This is a genomic window from Streptomyces sp. NPDC111606, from assembly GCF_055656945.1.
The window spans coordinates 1-15,519 of sequence record NZ_JBVKBY010000024.1; the positions used below are offsets into that span (position 1 = coordinate 1).

General features: G+C 70.1%; 16 protein-coding genes. 4 read left to right on the forward strand and 12 right to left on the reverse strand.

The genetic code is table 11. The annotated features are described in order from the left end of the window. Positions 1-97: 97 nt before the first annotated feature. Both ACZ7M7_RS43635 and ACZ7M7_RS43640 read right to left on the reverse strand, forming a co-directional pair. A complete protein-coding gene (locus ACZ7M7_RS43635; RefSeq protein WP_472127295.1) occupies positions 98-778 on the reverse strand; it encodes a response regulator in 681 nt (226 codons plus the stop codon). Further along, positions 775-2,025: a sensor histidine kinase gene (locus ACZ7M7_RS43640; RefSeq protein WP_472127297.1), complete on the reverse strand. Its 1,251-nt coding sequence runs from the start codon at positions 2,023-2,025 to the stop codon at positions 775-777. Before ACZ7M7_RS43640 ends, ACZ7M7_RS43635 begins: the two co-directional genes overlap by 4 nt. Positions 2,026-2,111: 86 nt before the next feature. Between ACZ7M7_RS43640 and ACZ7M7_RS43645 the strand changes: the two genes are divergently transcribed. Further along, positions 2,112-2,675, forward strand: coding sequence for a GNAT family N-acetyltransferase (locus tag ACZ7M7_RS43645; RefSeq protein WP_383607249.1), 564 nt, complete (start codon positions 2,112-2,114; stop codon positions 2,673-2,675). A 47-nt stretch (positions 2,676-2,722) separates the two neighbouring features. Here ACZ7M7_RS43645 and ACZ7M7_RS43650 read toward each other — a convergent pair whose 3' ends face one another. The 7 genes from ACZ7M7_RS43650 to ACZ7M7_RS43680 form a co-directional block, all read right to left on the reverse strand. Further along, positions 2,723-4,324, reverse strand: coding sequence for a type IV secretory system conjugative DNA transfer family protein (locus ACZ7M7_RS43650; protein ID WP_472127299.1), 1,602 nt, complete (start codon positions 4,322-4,324; stop codon positions 2,723-2,725). Between the two features lie 8 nt (positions 4,325-4,332). Beyond that, positions 4,333-5,748: an ATP-binding protein gene (locus tag ACZ7M7_RS43655; RefSeq protein ID WP_383607247.1), complete on the reverse strand. Its 1,416-nt coding sequence runs from the start codon at positions 5,746-5,748 to the stop codon at positions 4,333-4,335. Positions 5,749-5,754: 6 nt separating this feature from the next. Further along, complete coding sequence (locus ACZ7M7_RS43660; RefSeq protein ID WP_383607246.1) at positions 5,755-7,311, reverse strand: SCO6880 family protein; 1,557 nt, start codon at positions 7,309-7,311, stop codon at positions 5,755-5,757. Further along, positions 7,308-8,633 (reverse strand): hypothetical protein, encoded by a 1,326-nt coding sequence (locus ACZ7M7_RS43665; protein WP_472127301.1) that lies wholly within the window; start codon positions 8,631-8,633, stop codon positions 7,308-7,310. Before ACZ7M7_RS43665 ends, ACZ7M7_RS43660 begins: the two co-directional genes overlap by 4 nt. Beyond that, positions 8,623-9,453, reverse strand: coding sequence for a DUF8175 domain-containg protein (locus tag ACZ7M7_RS43670; protein WP_472127303.1), 831 nt, complete (start codon positions 9,451-9,453; stop codon positions 8,623-8,625). The genes ACZ7M7_RS43665 and ACZ7M7_RS43670 overlap by 11 nt, the downstream gene beginning before the upstream one ends. A gap of 224 nt (positions 9,454-9,677) precedes the next feature. Next, entirely contained in the window at positions 9,678-9,986 is a 309-nt protein-coding gene (locus tag ACZ7M7_RS43675; RefSeq protein WP_003991275.1) for a hypothetical protein, read from the reverse strand. A 363-nt stretch (positions 9,987-10,349) separates the two neighbouring features. Continuing rightward, positions 10,350-10,808, reverse strand: coding sequence for a MarR family winged helix-turn-helix transcriptional regulator (locus ACZ7M7_RS43680; RefSeq protein WP_451175152.1), 459 nt, complete (start codon positions 10,806-10,808; stop codon positions 10,350-10,352). Between the two features lie 172 nt (positions 10,809-10,980). On the opposite strand from ACZ7M7_RS43680, the gene ACZ7M7_RS43685 reads away from it, so the two are divergent. Further along, positions 10,981-11,940, forward strand: coding sequence for an alpha/beta hydrolase (locus ACZ7M7_RS43685; RefSeq protein ID WP_472127305.1), 960 nt, complete (start codon positions 10,981-10,983; stop codon positions 11,938-11,940). 153 nt (positions 11,941-12,093) lie between these two features. On the opposite strand, the gene ACZ7M7_RS43690 is transcribed toward ACZ7M7_RS43685, so the two are convergent. Continuing rightward, positions 12,094-12,696 (reverse strand): TetR/AcrR family transcriptional regulator, encoded by a 603-nt coding sequence (locus ACZ7M7_RS43690; RefSeq protein ID WP_383607241.1) that lies wholly within the window; start codon positions 12,694-12,696, stop codon positions 12,094-12,096. Between the two features lie 90 nt (positions 12,697-12,786). Between ACZ7M7_RS43690 and ACZ7M7_RS43695 the strand changes: the two genes are divergently transcribed. Further along, positions 12,787-13,719, forward strand: a complete 933-nt coding sequence (locus ACZ7M7_RS43695) for an oxidoreductase (RefSeq protein WP_472127307.1) — start codon at positions 12,787-12,789, stop codon at positions 13,717-13,719. Positions 13,720-13,744: 25 nt separating this feature from the next. Here the strand turns inward: ACZ7M7_RS43695 and ACZ7M7_RS43700 are convergent, their stop codons facing one another. Next, positions 13,745-14,161: a hypothetical protein gene (locus ACZ7M7_RS43700; protein ID WP_472127309.1), complete on the reverse strand. Its 417-nt coding sequence runs from the start codon at positions 14,159-14,161 to the stop codon at positions 13,745-13,747. 129 nt (positions 14,162-14,290) lie between these two features. Between ACZ7M7_RS43700 and ACZ7M7_RS43705 the strand changes: the two genes are divergently transcribed. Next, positions 14,291-15,049 (forward strand): PIG-L family deacetylase, encoded by a 759-nt coding sequence (locus ACZ7M7_RS43705; RefSeq protein ID WP_472127311.1) that lies wholly within the window; start codon positions 14,291-14,293, stop codon positions 15,047-15,049. Positions 15,050-15,095: 46 nt separating this feature from the next. Here ACZ7M7_RS43705 and ACZ7M7_RS43710 read toward each other — a convergent pair whose 3' ends face one another. Then, positions 15,096-15,443, reverse strand: a complete 348-nt coding sequence (locus ACZ7M7_RS43710; RefSeq protein WP_451175163.1) for a DUF1330 domain-containing protein — start codon at positions 15,441-15,443, stop codon at positions 15,096-15,098. Positions 15,444-15,519 lie beyond the last annotated feature (76 nt).

The window sequence follows — 15,519 nt, forward strand, 5'->3', positions numbered from 1 at the left end:
GTACTGCAGGGGGGACCCTGTGGGAGAGTAGGACGCCGCCGAACAAATTGTGAGAAAGGCCCACACCTTATGGTGTGGGCCTTTCTGCGTTTCTGGCTCAGGACGGCTGCGCCAGTCCCGTGTCGTACGCCAGAATCACCGCCTGAATTCGATCCCGTGAGCCGGTCTTCGCGAGGATGCGGCCCACGTGGGTCTTTACCGTCGACTCGGCGAGGTGGAGGCGAGCGGCTATCTCCGTGTTGGTCCAGCCCTTGCCGATCACCGAGAGAATCTCGCGTTCGCGGTCGGTGAGGGGAGAGAGGCGCGGGTGGTCCAGCGGCGAGGGTTCCTGGCCGTCGGTTAGGCCTTGCGCCGGTAGGTGATGGGCGTACGCGTCGAGGAGGCGTCGGGTCAGGCTGGGGGCGACCACCGCGTCTCCGGTCGCGACTGCGCGGATGCCGGAGAGGAGTTCCTCCGGCTGGGCGTCCTTGACGAGGAAGCCGGAGGCGCCTGCGCGGAGGCCGGCGTAGGCGTACTCGTCGAGGTCGAAGGTCGTGAGGATCAGGACTCTCGTGCGGTCGCCGGTGGTGGTGATGCGGCGGGTGGCCTCGATGCCGTCCAGGCCGGGCATGCGGACGTCCATGAGGATTACATCGGGGTGTAGTTCCGCTGTCATGCGGATCGCCTCGCTGCCGTTGGCGGCTTCGCCCACCACCGTCATGTCGTCCTGGCTTTCGAGGAGCATTCGGAAGCCGAAGCGCTGGAGGGGCTGGTCGTCGGCTATGAGGACGGTGGTCACTGCGGGGTTTCCTCCGGGAGATGCAGGTGGACGCGCCAGCCCTGCTCGGGGTGCGGGCGTGGGCCAGCCTCAAGTGTGCCGCCGTACAGGGCCGTTCGCTCGCGCATTCCGGGCAGGCCGCGGCCGCCGGTGGGTACGGCCGGCCCGCCAGCGCCGGTGTCGGTCACGGTCGCGGTGACGGCGCCCTTCTCCTCGTACGAGAGGTCGATGTGCGCGGTCGTGTGGGGGCCGCCGTGTTTGAGGGTGTTGGTGAGGGCTTCCTGGATGACGCGGTAGACGGTGAGTTGGCGGCCCGGGGGGAGGCTCGGGGTGCCGTGGGTGGTGGTCTGGACGGGGAGGCCTGCGGCGCGTACGCCGTCGAGGAGTTGGGTCAGGTCGGTGAGGGTGGGTTGGGGGGTCAGCTCCGGGTGGGGTGCTCGGGGGTGTTCGTCGTCGCGTAGGACGTCGAGGAGGCGGCGTAGTTCGGCCAGGGCCTGGCGGCTGGTGGTGCCTATGGCGTGGAGGGCCTGAGTGGCGCGTTCCGGGGACTTGGCGGCCGCGTACTGGCCGCCGTCGGCCAGGCCGGTGATGACGGAGAGGTTGTGGCCGATGATGTCGTGCATCTCGCGGGCGATACGGGCCCGTTCGGCTGCGGCGGCGAGCTGGGCCTGCTGGTCGCGTTCGATCTCCAGGCGGCGGGCGCGGTCCTCGAGGGCCTCGGTGTGGTCGCGGCGGGTGCGGACCGTGATGCCGATGGCTACCGCGACGGCGATCGACATCAGTACCGGGACGATGTCCTTGTCCGGGGTTCCCTGCGGGTGACGGGCCGCCATCACGGCGATGGGCGCGGTGATCAGGGCCGTCGCCCACCAGAGGTTGCGCGGAGGGCGGCGCAGGGCGATGTGGAAGACGACGAGCAGCTGGAGCAGGACCGCTTGGAGGGCGATGCCGGTCCAGGCGTTGACCAGGGCGAACGGGGCTATGGCCAGGAGTACGGCGCGGGGGTGGGCGCGTCGCAGGAGGAGGGGGACGGACAGGCCGAGGCTCAGGGTGAGGACCAGCCAGCCGGGGTTGTCGCGGTCGCGGGCCACGTTGAGCCAGCCGTCGCCGTAGTAGTCGATCAGCGCGGCCAGCACCCAGAAGCCGGTGAGGTGCAGGTCCCAGACGAGCGGATGGCGTCCGTCGAAGGCACGTACGCGTCGGCTGATGCGCTGGATGTGCTGGGTGAGGGGCTCCGTCGTCGCTCGCTCGTGCGTCACGTGGTCCATCCTGCGGGGTTCGGTGATGGCCGGCACAGGGCCCTGGGCAGGAATCCGGATGAGCGATGTCGTACCCGGGTACTACGGTGGCGAGCATGAGCACCACGAACCCCGGGGCCTACGTCATCCGGTCCATCCGTGCCGACGAGTGGCCCGCCGCCAAGGAGTTGCGGCTTGTCGCGCTGCAGGATCCTGTCGCGCCGCTCGCGTTTCTGGAGACGTACGAGCAGGCCGTTGCCCGGCCCGACTCCTTCTGGCAGGAGCGGGCCGCAGGGGCCTGCGAAGGGGCCGACGGGGCGCAGCAGATCATCGCCGAAGGACCGGACGGGGCCTGGGTCGGGACGTTGACCGTGCTGGTCGAGGAGCCGGGGACGACCGACTGGGCCGGCTTTGCGGTCGAGCAGAAGCAGGGGCATGTCGTCGCCGTGTTCGTACGGCCCGAGGAGCGCGGGAGCGGGCTGACCGACGTGCTCTTCGACGCCGGCCTGGAGTGGGCGTGGTCGCGGGGCGCGGAGCGGGTGCGGCTCATCGTGCACGAGGAGAACGGGCGGGCGCAGCGGTTCTACCGGAAGGTCGGGTTCGAGCCGAGTGGGGTGACCGTGCCGCTGGGTGAGGAGGCGGCGGAGGTCGAGTGGGAGTTCGTCATCGGGCGGCCGTAGGGGCCGGGTTCGGTGATCGGCTTGTCTGTACCGGCTGTTCGGCTCGGCTACGCCGGGAGTTCGTCGTGCGGCCAGCGGGAGCGCGCCTGTTCCCGGGACCGGAGCAGGGCCAGGGTCGGCATGCCCCGGTCCGCTCCGGTGGCCAGCAGCTCCGGAAGCTGGGGAAGTGGAGCCACGGCGGCGACGTCGTCCAGGACGAGCGTCATTGGTGGGTCGAGGCGACCGGAGGATGACCGTTCGGCCATGCGCCGGCCGCGCTCGACCACGCTTGCGGCAAGGGCCGTCAGGAGTGGCATGGCGCCGGGGTTGGCTCGGGGGTCCTCGATGGATTCACCCACCACATAAAGCGTGCCCCCTTCGTGGACGAAGGAATCCAAGGTGAGGGCATCAGTTCGGTTTGGAGTGCAGGACTCCCGGATGTTGACCGTGGAGAGGGCGGAGAGTGCCCTCGTCGTCAACTCCTGGGCCATGTCCCGCCGTTCGGGGTGGGCGGTGAGGGCCGCTTCGAGTTCGCCTGCCGCGCCCGGGGCCGCCTTCGGGTTCGTGCGCAGGATGCGTACGGCGTCCTGGATCTGGGTGCCCTGGGACCAGCGGTGGACGTGGCGGATGGTGCGGCCGTCGATGGCCGCGGCGTGCAGGTAGCTGCGCAGGAGCGTTTCGGCGGTGTCGCTGACCGCCTGGTCGAGGCGGGAGCTGGGGCGGACCGGGGTCAGGAGTGCCGCCGCTCGTGAGACCGCGGCCTGCTTGTCCTCGCAGCCCGTTGTGGGGGACCAGTGGAGGCGGGCCGGCGTGTCACAGAGGTGGGTGGGGTCGTAGAGGAGGACCGGGCCGAGTTTCGCTCGGGCGTCCTTCGAGTCCTGCCAGACCGCGGGGTTCGACGTGACGACGAGGGCGGGGCCTTCCGCGTCGCGTACTGCTTGGGTTGCAGTGGCTTGGCGGCTCTCCCTCGGGGCTACGTGGATCTTTTCCCACGAGCCCACCCGTTCGGTGAGCAGCGCGGTGTGGGGTTCGGCGTCGGGCACCGGCCCTTCGCTGCGTACCGCTGTCTCCGAGGTTGCTGCCGCTACTACTGCCGCCGCTGCTGTCGTCGCTGCCGTCATCGGCACCGCCGCCATCGGCTCCGCTTCCGTCCGCGGCGCCGGCACGTCGCCGTGTACCGGTGCCGGAGCGGGCTCAGGGGCCGATGAGAAGCCGGGCTGTACCGCGCTGTCCGTCTGCTCCGCCCCGGCTGTCTGCTCGACAGCCTCCGCCTTGCCCGCGCGCCTCCCCGCCCTGACCGCCCGCCACCGTGCCACCGTCCCCAGCACGAACACGGTCAGTACGACCAGGACCATCAACTGCCCGATGAACAGCCCCCAGAACAGGCCGTACCCCGACAGTTGGCCGTCCGGTGTCTCCGGCCACGCGCCCGGGATGTCGTGGGGCTGGGCGACCAGGGAGCGCATGGCCAGAGGCGTGCGGGCGAAGGTGACGCCGGCGGGCCAGGAGCCGTGCGCGAACAGGCCCGCGAGGCCCGTCGCCGTCCAGACCAGCAGCGTCATGCCCAGGAGGAAGGCGAGCAGGCCGATCAGCAGGCCGTCGGGGATGCCTCCCTGGCTGCCTCCACTGTCCCGGGTGTACCGGTGTTCCCGGCGGTCGTCCGGTCTCACGCTGCCCCCTACGCCACCGTCGATTCGGAGTCGCCAAGGTGTTGCTCCACGAAGGCCGCCGCCCGTTCCTCCGCCTCCAGCTCGGCGGCGCGCAGGGCGTCGTCGGTCAGGTCGCGGTCGGTGGACGACTCGGTCATCGCGCGGTCGGTGAAGACCAGTGGGCGTTCGGTCTCGGTGATCAGGTGTTTGACCACCTGGACGTTGCCGTTGACGTCCCACACCGCGATGCCCGGGGTGAGGCTGGGGATGATCTCCACCGCCCAGCGCGGCAGGCCCAGTACGCGGCCCGTCGCCCTCGCCTCGTCCGCCTTCTGGGCGTAGATCGTCCTGGTCGACGCCATCTTCAGGATCGCGGCGGCCTCCTTCGCCGCCGCGCCGTCGACGACGTCGGACAGGTGGTGGACGACGGCCACGAAGGAAAGACCCAGCCGGCGGCCGAACTTCAGCAGACGCTGGAAGAGCTGGGCCACGAACGGGCTGTTGATGATGTGCCAGGCCTCCTCGACCAGGAAGATGCGCTTCTTCCGGTCGGGGCGGATCCAGGTGTGCTCCAGCCAAACGCCGACGATCGCCATCAGGATCGGCATGGCGATCGAGTTGCGGTCGATGTGGGACAAATCGAACACAATGAGCGGCGCGTCGAGGTCGATGCCGACCGTCGTGGGGCCGTCGAACATGCCCCTCAGGTCACCGTCGACGAGACGGTCCAGGACCAGGGCGACGTCCAGGCCCCATGCGCGTACGTCGTCTATGGCGACGTTCATCGCCTCCGCCGACTCCGGCTCGGGGTGCCGTAGCTGCTCGACGATGTCGGTCAGGACCGGCTGGCGATCGAGGATGGTCTCGTTGACGTACGCGTGCGCGACCTTCAGCGCGAAGCCGGAGCGCTCGTCGAGGCCGTGGCCCATCGCGACCTCGATGATCGTGCGGAGCAGGGCCAGCTGGCCCGTCGTCGTGATCGAGGGGTCGAGCGGGTTGAGGCGGATGCCCATGTCCAGGGCGGCCGTCGGGTCCAGGCGGATGGGGGTTATCCCCAGCTCCTGCGCGATGAGGTTCCACTCGCCGACGCCGTCCTCGCCCTGGGCGTCGAGGACGACGACCTGGCGGTCGCGGAAACGCAGCTGGCGCAGGACGTACGTCTTCTCCAGCGCCGACTTGCCGTTGCCGGACTCGCCGAGGACCAGCCAGTGCGGGGCGGGGAGCTGCTGGCCGTAGAGCTGGAAAGGGTCGTAGATGTAGCCCTTTCCGGAGTACACCTCGCGGCCGATGATGACGCCCGAGTCGCCGAGGCCGGGGGCGGCGGTCGGGAGGTAGACCGCCTGGGCCTGGCCCGTCGACGTGCGCACCGGCAGCCGCGTCGTCTCGACCTTCCCGAAGAGGAAGGACGTGAAGGCGTCGGTGAGGACGGACAGCGGGTCCCGCATCAGGTCCTACCTCCGAATGCCGGTGGCGAAGGGGAGTGTGTTGACGAATGCCCGGTGGTGCTCCCGGTCGCACCATTCCAGCTTCAGATACGACTTTCCGGCCGACGCCCGGATGGTCCTCTTGTCCCGGGCCAGGGACTCGGGGGAGCGGGAGGAGACGGTGATGTAGCCGACCAGGTTGACGCCGGCCGCGCCGCTCGCGAGGTCCTCGCCTCGCTGGTCGAGGCGGTTGTGGGCGGCGATGTCGCGCGGGTCGACGGTCCGGTTCATCTTGGCGGCGCGGCTGGCCTCCGCCTCGTCGTTGGTCTTCTCGGTGAGCATGCGTTCGATGGCGACCTCGGTGGGTTCGAGGTCCATCGTCACGGCGACCGTACGGATGACGTCCGGGGTGTGGACGAGCAGCGGGGCCAGGAAGTTGACGCCCACCGGGGTCATCGGCCACTCCTTCACCCAGGCCGTGGCGTGGCACCAGGGCGCGCGCGTGGAGGACTCCCGGGTCTTCGCCTGCAGGAACGTCGGTTCCATGGCGTCCAGTTCGGCCGGCCAGGCATTGCGTTTCGTCATCGCCTGGATGTGGTCGATCGGGTGGTCCGGGTCGTACATGGAGTGGATGAGCGAGGCCAGACGCCCTTGCCCGAGGGGCTGGCGTACGCGGATGTCGGCCTCCTGGAGGCGCGAGCAGATGTCGGTCAGCTCGCGTGCCATGACGACCGCCAGACCCGAGTCCCGGTCGACCTTGCCGCCGTGCGGGCGGGCCGCGCGGGCCATCGCCTGGGCCTCGGCGGCCAGTTCGCGTGTGAAGTGCATGCAGGCGACGAGGTACGCGCGGTGCTGCTCGCTGCTCGTCGACACCATCGACTGGAGTTGGTCGTAGGACTGCTGCAGCCATCCCGGGGCCCGCTCGTCGCCGCGTACGGCCACGTCCTTGGCGTGGGCGTCCGGGTCGGCGGGCAGGGTGCGGGCGAGCATCTGCAGCCGGGTGACGAAGCCGTCGCCGTTGGCCACGTGCTTGAGGAGGGTGCCGAAGCGGTCGACGAGGGCTTCCTGGTCCTCGGAGTCGCGCAGGCCGACGCCGGGCCCCTCGATCTCGATCGCGGCCGTGACCGTACGGCGGTCGGCGTGCAGGAGCACGGCGATCTCGTCGGGCCCGAAGGGGGCGGCCAGCCAGGTGATGCGGCCGATCCCGGGCGGCGGGCCGACCTCGACCTCGCGCCCGTCGAGACCGGTGCCGGCCTCGACGGCGCTGGAGCGGTAGGTGGTGCCCTGGCGCAGGGTGCGCTTGAAGCTGCGGTTGATCTCGAACCACTTGTAGATGGTCCGGTGCTTGTACGGCACGTAGACCGCGCCGAGCGCGAGCAGCGGGAAGCCCATCAGCAGCACGATGCGCAGGGACAGGACGGGGACGAGGAGTCCGCACATCATGCCGAGGAACGCGCCCCCGATGATCAGCGCGATCTCGCCGGTCTCGCGGTTGCGGCCGACGATCGCGTTCGGCCGGGCGCGGCCGATCAGATATGTACGGCGGGGCGTGACCGGATGGGACACATGGGACTCGGTCGTCAACGCCCGTCACCTCCTGAACGATTGCTGCGGGTGTTGCTGGCGTGAGGGGTGTTCACCGGGCTGCTCGAGCGGGGTGCGGGTGCGGCGGAGGGGACAGTTCCGCCGCCGTTCGAGGAGCGCGAACTGTGCGCGGCGACGCCGCCGGAGGCGGGGTTGGAGGGGCGTGCGGAGGAGCTGGACTGGCCCCCGCCGCCCTTGTTGTCCGCGCGGGAGCTGTGTGTCTTGATGCCCTGGGCGACGAGGGTCGCCGGGGAGCTGATGACCGCGGCGGCCTTGCCTTCGGCGCCGCGCATGAGGCGGTTGTTGCGGGAGCCGGCGAGCTCGTCGCCGAAGCCGGGGACGAAGCGGTAGATCATCGCGCTCGCGAAGATGGCGAGCAGGATGATCGCCAGTCCGGAGACCACGGCCGAGAAGGCGTTCGGGCCGTCGGCGGAGGACAGGGCGCCTGCCAGGCCGAGCACTATGACGATGACCGGCTTCACGAGGATGACGGCGATCATGATGCCCGCCCAGCGGCGGACGTGCCCCCACAGGTTCTTGTCGACCAGGCCGGCGTAGACGACGGTGCCGAGGAGGGCGCCGACGTAGAGCAGGGCGGCGCGGATGACGAGCTCCAGCCACAGGACGCCGGCGGCGAGGATGGAGACCAGGGACACCACGATCAGCATGATCGGGCCGCCGCCGATGTCCTCGCCCTTCTCCAGGGCGCCGGAGAAGGTGCCGAAGAAGGTGTCCGTCTGATCGCCGGTCGTTTTCGCGAGGACGTCCGTGATGCCGTCCGTGGCCGATACGACCGTGTAGAGGATCAGCGGCGTGAACGCGGACGCCAGGACCGTCAGCCAGAGGAAGCCGATCGCCTCGGAGATGGCGGTGCTGAGAGGTACGCCGCGGACGGCTCGCTTGGTCACGGCCAGCAGCCACAGGAGCAGGGTGAGGATCGTCGACGCCGCGAAGACGACCGCGTACTGCTGGAGGAACTTCGTGTTCGTGAAGTCGACGTTCGCTGTCTCCTTCACGGCCTCGCTGAGCTTGTCGACGGTCCAGGCGGCGGCTTCGGCGCAGCCCTTGGCGAGGGAGGAGAGGGGGTCGAGGGTGGAGGTGGGGTCGGTGAGGGACCTGGATCCGCCGCCTCCGCCTCCGGTGCCGTTGTCTTTTTCGCAGTAGTCCTTGGCGGGGCCGACGATGAGGTCGCAGTTGTCACCCGACGGGGTCGGTGACGGCGTGGGCGCGGCGACGGCACGCGTGGCCAGCAGTACGAGCGTGGTCTGTACGGCGGTGAAGGTCGCGGCGACCTTGAGTACGCGGCGCGGGCTATCGGGCATACGTGAACCCTCCGTACTCCTCGACGGCCTTGGCCATCTCGTCGGCGCTGGACGCCCTGCTGTCCCCAGGGACGGGTGTGGGGCCGTCCTTCTGGGAGAAGCTCTCGACCTTCCAGTCACCGTTTGCCCAGCGAAGCTGGAGCGTCATGGTGAACCAGTCGCTGCTCGCCGGGTTGGTCGAGCTCTCCCCGGCCATGCCGAACACGCCGGTGCACCACACCTCGACGCTTGCTGCGGAGGCCGAGAAACTCGTGACTCTGGTGCCGATCGGCACGGTGCGCGAGACGTAGGTGTTGCCCGCCGTCGCGTTGCCGTTCTCGTCCAGGCCGATGTTGCTCAGGAACTCCTTGGAGTACGCCTTGTCGAGCTTGGCGGCGAGCTCGGCCTGCTTGTCGGCTACGAAGACCTGCTGGACGATCTCGGCCCGGCGGGCCGGCTGGAGGATGTCGGCCGAGACCAGCGTCACCGCATAGTTGGCCGCCGCACTCCCCGCCCCCTGCTCATCCTGCGCGAACCCCCCAGGAATCCCCGCCGCCTTGCCGTCCACCGGTCGCGTCCCCGTGGCTGCCGTCGTTGAGGATTTCGGCTGGTTTTCGTCCCCGCTCGTGGAACCGGAGTCGTCGCCTCCACGGTTCGCGAAGGCGATTGCGGCGATGAGGAGGACGACCACGCCGACCACGGTGACCAGGCTCCGGGACGAGGAACGGCCGCCCCGCCGCGCGCCCCCGTACGCGTCACCACCGCTTTCGGGCAGGCGCGTACGGGTCTGACCCGTGCCTCCGTAACCGCCGGAAGGCTCCCGCTCGTCTCCAAGACTCATGCCGCGTACGCCCCCTCGACGTCGGACAACAACATGTTGGAGTACGACGGTAGCCGTGCTGGTTCCCGCATGGGCGCGGTGTGGTGACTCGACATCAGGGAAACGCAACCTCAGCCGGTGGGCACGACGGGTGGGTGGGGGACGAGGGGGACCGGGCGTGCCCGGAGCGGACGGAGGAGAGGGAGAGGGAGGAGCGGTTCGAGCAGTGAGCGCGACTGAGGCGGCTAAACGGCCATGCCGTACACGATCGTGAACAGCGTGCCCAGTGAGCCGATGATGAAGACGCCCGTCAGCCCGGCGATGATGAGACCTTTGCCCTGCTCGGCGCTGAATGTGTCGCGCAGTGCGGTCGCGCCGATGCGCTGTTTGGCCGCCCCCCAGATGGCGATGCCGAGGCAGAGCAGGATGGCCACCGCCATCACGACCTCGATCATCACCTTCGCCTCGTTGCCCAGGCTGCCGAAGGGGCCCCAGTCCGGAGCGATCCCGCCGATGATGGTGTTGATATCGCCCTTATCGGCCGCAAACAGCATGTAAGTCACCGCCCCTGTTGGGTAGTTCCGCAGTCCCCTGCGGTGCGCAGAGGTCAGGTCTCATTCTCGCCGACAATGGCGCTGTCGTATGTCGACTTGGCGTCATCGATGGGCGGGATTCGTACGAAAACCTCGTACGGTCACTCTGTGTATCACGGCAGGTCACGCCGGGCAACGAGGCCTGAGCGGAACCTGTCGTGTGGTTCCGTCGTTAGCCCTCTTCACGCCGGGTGCCGCTTCTGACGGGTGGTCGGGTGAGGGGGTCGTGCCGGTGTTCTGCGGGTGAAGGTTATCGCCGATGCATGAACATCCCCAGGCAGGGTGCCACGGCCGCCCGTGCCTGCCGGGCATGGTGACGGACGGTCAGTTCTCGGCGACGTTCGCGGTGATCAGCCGGAGGAGCTGTTTGGCGAGGGCGTCCTGCTCGGGGGTCAGGCCCATGGCGGCGCCGATGGCGAGCGGGACGGTGCTCGCGCGGTCGCGGAGCCGGGCGCCGGTGTCGGTGAGGCGGATGGCGACCGAGCGTTCGTCGTCCGGGCGGCGTTCGCGGCGCAGCAGGCCGCCCGCTTCGAGGCGCTTGAGCAGTGGGGACAGGGTGCTGGACTCCAGCTGGAGGGCCGTGCCCAGGTCGCGTACGGAGATCGAGTCCCGCTCCCAGAGGACGAGCATGACCAGGTACTGCGGATACGTCAGGCCGAGCTCGTCGAGGAGGGGTCGGTAGCGCGCGGTGACGGCGCGGGAGGCGGCGTACAGGGCGAAGCAGAGCTGGTCGTCCAGGAGCAGGGAGCCGTCTCCCGGGGGTGTGTCGGTGGCTCGGCTCATCAGGGCTCCCGGGTCTCGTGTCAGGGATCTTGCGTCTTCGGGTATTCGTGTCCCCTCGATTCTATCGAGGGCTAATCCATCGAGCCCTAATCAGTTGCACACGACTTAATCGCGCGCTACGTTCATCTTGTGCCGCCGATCCCGTGCGGTGCCCCGATCCGAGGAGATCGCCATGACCGAACCCGTCCGTCCCGTCCTGGAACCCGCCGCGCAGGCCTTCGTCGAGGCCACCGCCAATCCGCCCTACCTGTTCGACCTGGGGCCGGCTGAGGGGCGCAAGACCGTCGACGAGGTGCAGTCCGGAGAGATCGCCAAGCCCGCCGTCGACGAGGAGTGGATCACCGTCTCCGGTGGGCCGACCGGAGAGGTCAAGGCCCGAATCGTCCGCCCGGCCGGGGCCACCGGGGCACTCCCGGTGATCATCTACATCCACGGCGCGGGCTGGGTCTTCGGCAACGCCCACACCCACGACCGCCTCGTGCGCGAGCTGGCCGTCGGCACCGGTGCCGCGGTCGTCTTCCCCGAGTACGACCTCTCGCCCGAGGCCCGCTACCCGGTCGCCGTGGAGCAGAACTACGCCGTCGCGCGGTGGGTCGTCGCCGAGGGCGCGAGCAAGGAGCTGGACGCGAGCCGGATCGCCGTGGCCGGTGACTCGGTGGGCGGCAACATGACCGCCGCGCTGACGCTGATGGCCAAGGAACGCGGGGACGTTCCGCTGGTGCAGCAGGTGCTCTTCTACCCGGTCACGGACGCTGCGTTCGACACCGGCTCGTACCACCGGTTCGCCGAGGGGTACTTCCTGCGCCGGGACGCGATGCAGTGGTTCTGGGACCAGTACACGACCGACGAGGCGGAGCGGGCGCAGATCACGGCGTCGCCGCTGCGGGCCGGTGTCGAGCAGCTGCGGGGGTTGCCGCCGGCGCTCGTCATCACGGCCGAGGCCGATGTGCTGCGGGACGAGGGGGAGGCGTATGCGAACAAGCTGCGTGCGGCCGGGGTGCCGGTCACCGCGGTGCGGTATCAGGGCATCATCCATGACTTCGTGATGCTGAACGCGCTGCGGGGGACGCGGGCCGCGGGGGCGGCGATCGGGCAGGCGGTGAGCGTGCTGAAGGGGGCCTTCGGCGGCTGAGCGGGCCTGGGGCGGTAGTAGTGCCGTAGGGGTGCGGGTGATGGGCGACGATGTGCGGGCTCGTCGTGGTGGGGCGCGCCCCTGCGGCGAAGCCGGATGTCGATCCGGCCCCGCGCCCCTTCAGGGCTTGCAGCGCAGGTTTTTGAGTGGCCCTCAGCGGGGCCTGAGGCCGTGCAGCAAGTGGTGGACCAAGCCGTCGACGCCGGCCAGGGCGACCTCGGGGGTCAGCATGCCGCCGGCGATGAAGGCGGCCATGCCGTGGAGGGCGGCGCCCGTGACGAGGTTGAGTTCCTCCGGGGCGCCCTCGATGATCTCGCCTCGCTGCTGGGCGTCCGCGAGGACCCGTTCGAGGCTGCCGATCGTCTGCTCGACCGCGGCGGCCATCTGCTCCGAGGCGCCCGGCTCGTGCTTGCGGGCGTACATCAGCTCCAGCAGCTCGGCGTTGTCGATGGCGAAGCCGAGGTAGGTCCGGGCGAGAGCGGTGAGGCGGGGCTCCAGAGGGAGCGCCGGGTCGTCGGCCGCCCCCAGGGCCCGGCCGAGCCGCTCGTAGCCGGCCAGCGCCAGGGCGTTGAGCAGGGCCTGCTTGTCCTTGAAGTGCCGGCCGGGGGCGGCGTGGCTGACGCCGACCTCGCGGGCCAGTTCGCGGAGCGAGAGGGCGCCGACGCCCTTCTCGCGCAAGGTGCGTTCGGCTGCGGCGAGCAGGGCGGCGCGCAGGTCTCCGTGGTGGTAGGGGCGGCTCTCGGGCATGCGCACCATCGTAGCTTGATGTTGTCGGCGCCATCTTTGTTGGCGACGTCACCATTGTTGTCATTGACAGCATTGTTGGCGACGCCTACATTCGTTGGTATGGCTGACAAGACGAGGAAGAAGACGTGGGACGCGACCAGCCTCCCTGACCTGGGCGGCCGCACGGCCGTCGTCACCGGTGCCAACAGCGGCATCGGCCTCACCGCGGCTGACGCGCTGGCCCGATCCGGCGCGCATGTCGTGTTCGCCGTACGGGACCTCGAGCGGGGCCGGGCCGCCGCCGCGACGGTGACCGGCAGTACCGAGGTGAGGCGCCTGGACCTGGCGGACCTGGCGTCCGTGCAGGAGTTCACCGATGCGTGGCAGGGGCGGCCGCTGGATCTGCTGATCAACAACGCCGGCGTGATGATGCTGCCGCAGCAGCGGACGGCGGACGGCTTCGAGATGCAGTTCGGCACCAACCACCTGGGCCACTTCGCGCTGACGAACCTGCTTCTGCCCTACGTCACCGACCGGGTCGTGACGCTGTCGTCCGGTGCCCATCGGTGGTCCGGCGCGAGGATCCGCTTCGAGGACCTGAACTGGACGTCCGACTACCACCCGAATCGCGCGTACGCCCAGTCGAAGCTGGCGAACCTCCTGTTCACGCTGGAACTCCAGCGCCGCCTGACGGAGTCCGGCTCCCCGGTCCGTGCCCTGGCCGCCCACCCCGGCTATGCCGCCACGAATCTGCAGAGCCACGCGGGGAGCCCGGTGATGCGGGCGTTCATGAGGATCGGCAACAGGGTCTTCGCGCAGGACGACAAGGCGGGCGCGCTGCCGACGCTGTACGCCGCGACCCAGGACCTTCCCGGTGCGAGCTACGTCGGACCCGACGGGCTGGGCGAGATGCGGGGTGCGCCGACGCTGGTCGGGCGGACGACGGCGGCCAGTGACGCGGAGGTGGCGCGGCGGTTGTGGACGGTGTCGGAGGAACTGACGGGCGTGAGCTCGCCGTTGGGGGCGATGGACCGGGTGGCGGCCGAGCGATAGGACACTCCGCCGCCCCCGGGCTTGGTCAGGACTCCGGCTGCGTCACCGTCAGAGCCCAGCGGATGTCGTCCGCCGAGGCGTCGACAGCGATCACGAAGGACCCGGGGCGGACCACGCCGGGGTCCATGGTCACGGAGCCCACCCCGGCCTCCCCGGCGGGACAGTCGACCGAGAACGCGGCGGTCTCCGTCTCCTGCGACATCGTCACCCGCACATCGCCGCCGCCCTCGCACGCCACCGTGAGCACGGTCGGCAACCTCTGCCACGCGCCGCCGGACACGGCTCCGCCGTCCCCTGTCTGCTCCTCCACCCACAGCAGTCCTTCCGGCCCCGGATGGGGCAGCAGGACATCGGTCGATGCGGCGGCAGGGCCCGCCGCCACGCCGGTCAGCGCACAGGCCACGAGGGCCGTCACGGGCAGGGCACGGCTGGTTCGTCTCACGATCGTTCCCCTTGAAGTCGCGTCCGGACTGGGTCAGTTGCTCGTTCGGGGCCCAGCCTGCCGTGCCGGATGACCTGGTGCCTGAGTATGCGTACTCAGGGGTAGGCCGTACGCGGAGGTGGTCGCACGATGACGTTGCCGAGCCTGCTCGGGGTGTTCGGGCACCCGGACGACGAGGCCCTGTTCGCCGGCGGAGTCCTCGCCCGGCACGCGGCCGCCGGTGCCCGCACGGCCGTCGTGACGGCGACCTGGACCCCGGACACCCAGCGCGGCGCCGAACTCACCGACGCGCTGCGGATTCTCGGTGCGGGTGAGCCACGGATGCTCGGCTATGCCGACGCCGGGGCGCCGCACTCCGCCCCCGGCCGTCCGCGGCTGTGCGATGCGCCGCTCGACGAGTCGGTGGGGCGGCTGGTCGCTCACATACGGCAGTTCCGGCCGCGGATCGTGCTCACCCACGACGCGTACGGCGGCCTGACCGGGCACCCCGACCATGTGCACACCCACCGCGTGACCACCCTCGCGGTCCAGGAGGCCGGCCTCGAACGGCTCCACCCGGACGCCGGCGCCCCCTGGCAGCCGAGCGCCCTCTACCTGGCCACCCATCCGCACTCGGCGCTTCCCGCCCTGGCGGAACTGGCCCGTGCCGGCAAGGGGATGAACACCGTGCCGGACGAGCGGATCACCGCGACCGTCGACGTGCGCCCCTGGCTGGAGCAGAAGTGGGCGGCCGTAGCGGCCCATCGCACCGAGGTGGAGCGAGGGGCTGTACCCGGGTTGCTGGCCGGTTTCCCGGCGGCAGTGCGCGAGCGGATTCTGGCGACCGAGTGGTACATCCGGCAGGATCCGGTCTCCCGTGCGTCGGGTCGGACGGAACTGACCGCCTGACCGGCCCCCGTCGACGCGCCCACCGGCAAGCCGGCAGTGCTGAAAGCTACTTCGCGGACACGGCGTCCCGGATGGTCCGCGCGGTGGCCGTCGGGTCGTAGTTCTCGGGGACGCCTTCGACCAGGATGATGTCGCCCTCGATGTGCCGGGAGCGCAGAGGTGCGATCTCGCGGTAGGCCGGCGAGTCCCACCAGGACCGCGCCTCGGTGATCCCCGGGAAGCCGATCATCACGACGTGGCCGGGCCAGCTGCCCTCCTTCACCTCGTGCTGCGTGCCGTGTACGAGGAAGCGGCCGCCGTACGGTTCGAAGGTGGCCGGGAGGCGCTCGATGTACTCCGCGATCTCCGGGTGCGGGGCGGCTTCCTGCAGGTGAGCAATGGCGTAGGCGGGCATGGTGTCCTTCCGTTCGGTCGGGCTCCCTCTGGGGTCGAGGGTGGCACGCGGGCTTGCGGGGGATCGATTACCGCTC

Coding starts and splice junctions, on each gene's coding strand:
- ACZ7M7_RS43690 (WP_383607241.1), bottom strand. CDS start 12,696: ATGGTGCGCATGCCCGAGAGCCGCCCCTACCACCACGGAGACCTGCGC.
- ACZ7M7_RS43665 (WP_472127301.1), bottom strand. CDS start 8,633: ATGCCCGATAGCCCGCGCCGCGTACTCAAGGTCGCCGCGACCTTCACC.
- ACZ7M7_RS43670 (WP_472127303.1), bottom strand. CDS start 9,453: ATGAGTCTTGGAGACGAGCGGGAGCCTTCCGGCGGTTACGGAGGCACG.
- ACZ7M7_RS43705 (WP_472127311.1), top strand. CDS start 14,291: ATGACGTTGCCGAGCCTGCTCGGGGTGTTCGGGCACCCGGACGACGAG.
- ACZ7M7_RS43655 (WP_383607247.1), bottom strand. CDS start 5,748: ATGCGGGACCCGCTGTCCGTCCTCACCGACGCCTTCACGTCCTTCCTC.
- ACZ7M7_RS43695 (WP_472127307.1), top strand. CDS start 12,787: ATGGCTGACAAGACGAGGAAGAAGACGTGGGACGCGACCAGCCTCCCT.
- ACZ7M7_RS43640 (WP_472127297.1), bottom strand. CDS start 2,025: ATGGACCACGTGACGCACGAGCGAGCGACGACGGAGCCCCTCACCCAG.
- ACZ7M7_RS43680 (WP_451175152.1), bottom strand. CDS start 10,808: ATGAGCCGAGCCACCGACACACCCCCGGGAGACGGCTCCCTGCTCCTG.
- ACZ7M7_RS43645 (WP_383607249.1), top strand. CDS start 2,112: ATGAGCACCACGAACCCCGGGGCCTACGTCATCCGGTCCATCCGTGCC.
- ACZ7M7_RS43675 (WP_003991275.1), bottom strand. CDS start 9,986: ATGCTGTTTGCGGCCGATAAGGGCGATATCAACACCATCATCGGCGGG.
- ACZ7M7_RS43710 (WP_451175163.1), bottom strand. CDS start 15,443: ATGCCCGCCTACGCCATTGCTCACCTGCAGGAAGCCGCCCCGCACCCG.
- ACZ7M7_RS43685 (WP_472127305.1), top strand. CDS start 10,981: ATGACCGAACCCGTCCGTCCCGTCCTGGAACCCGCCGCGCAGGCCTTC.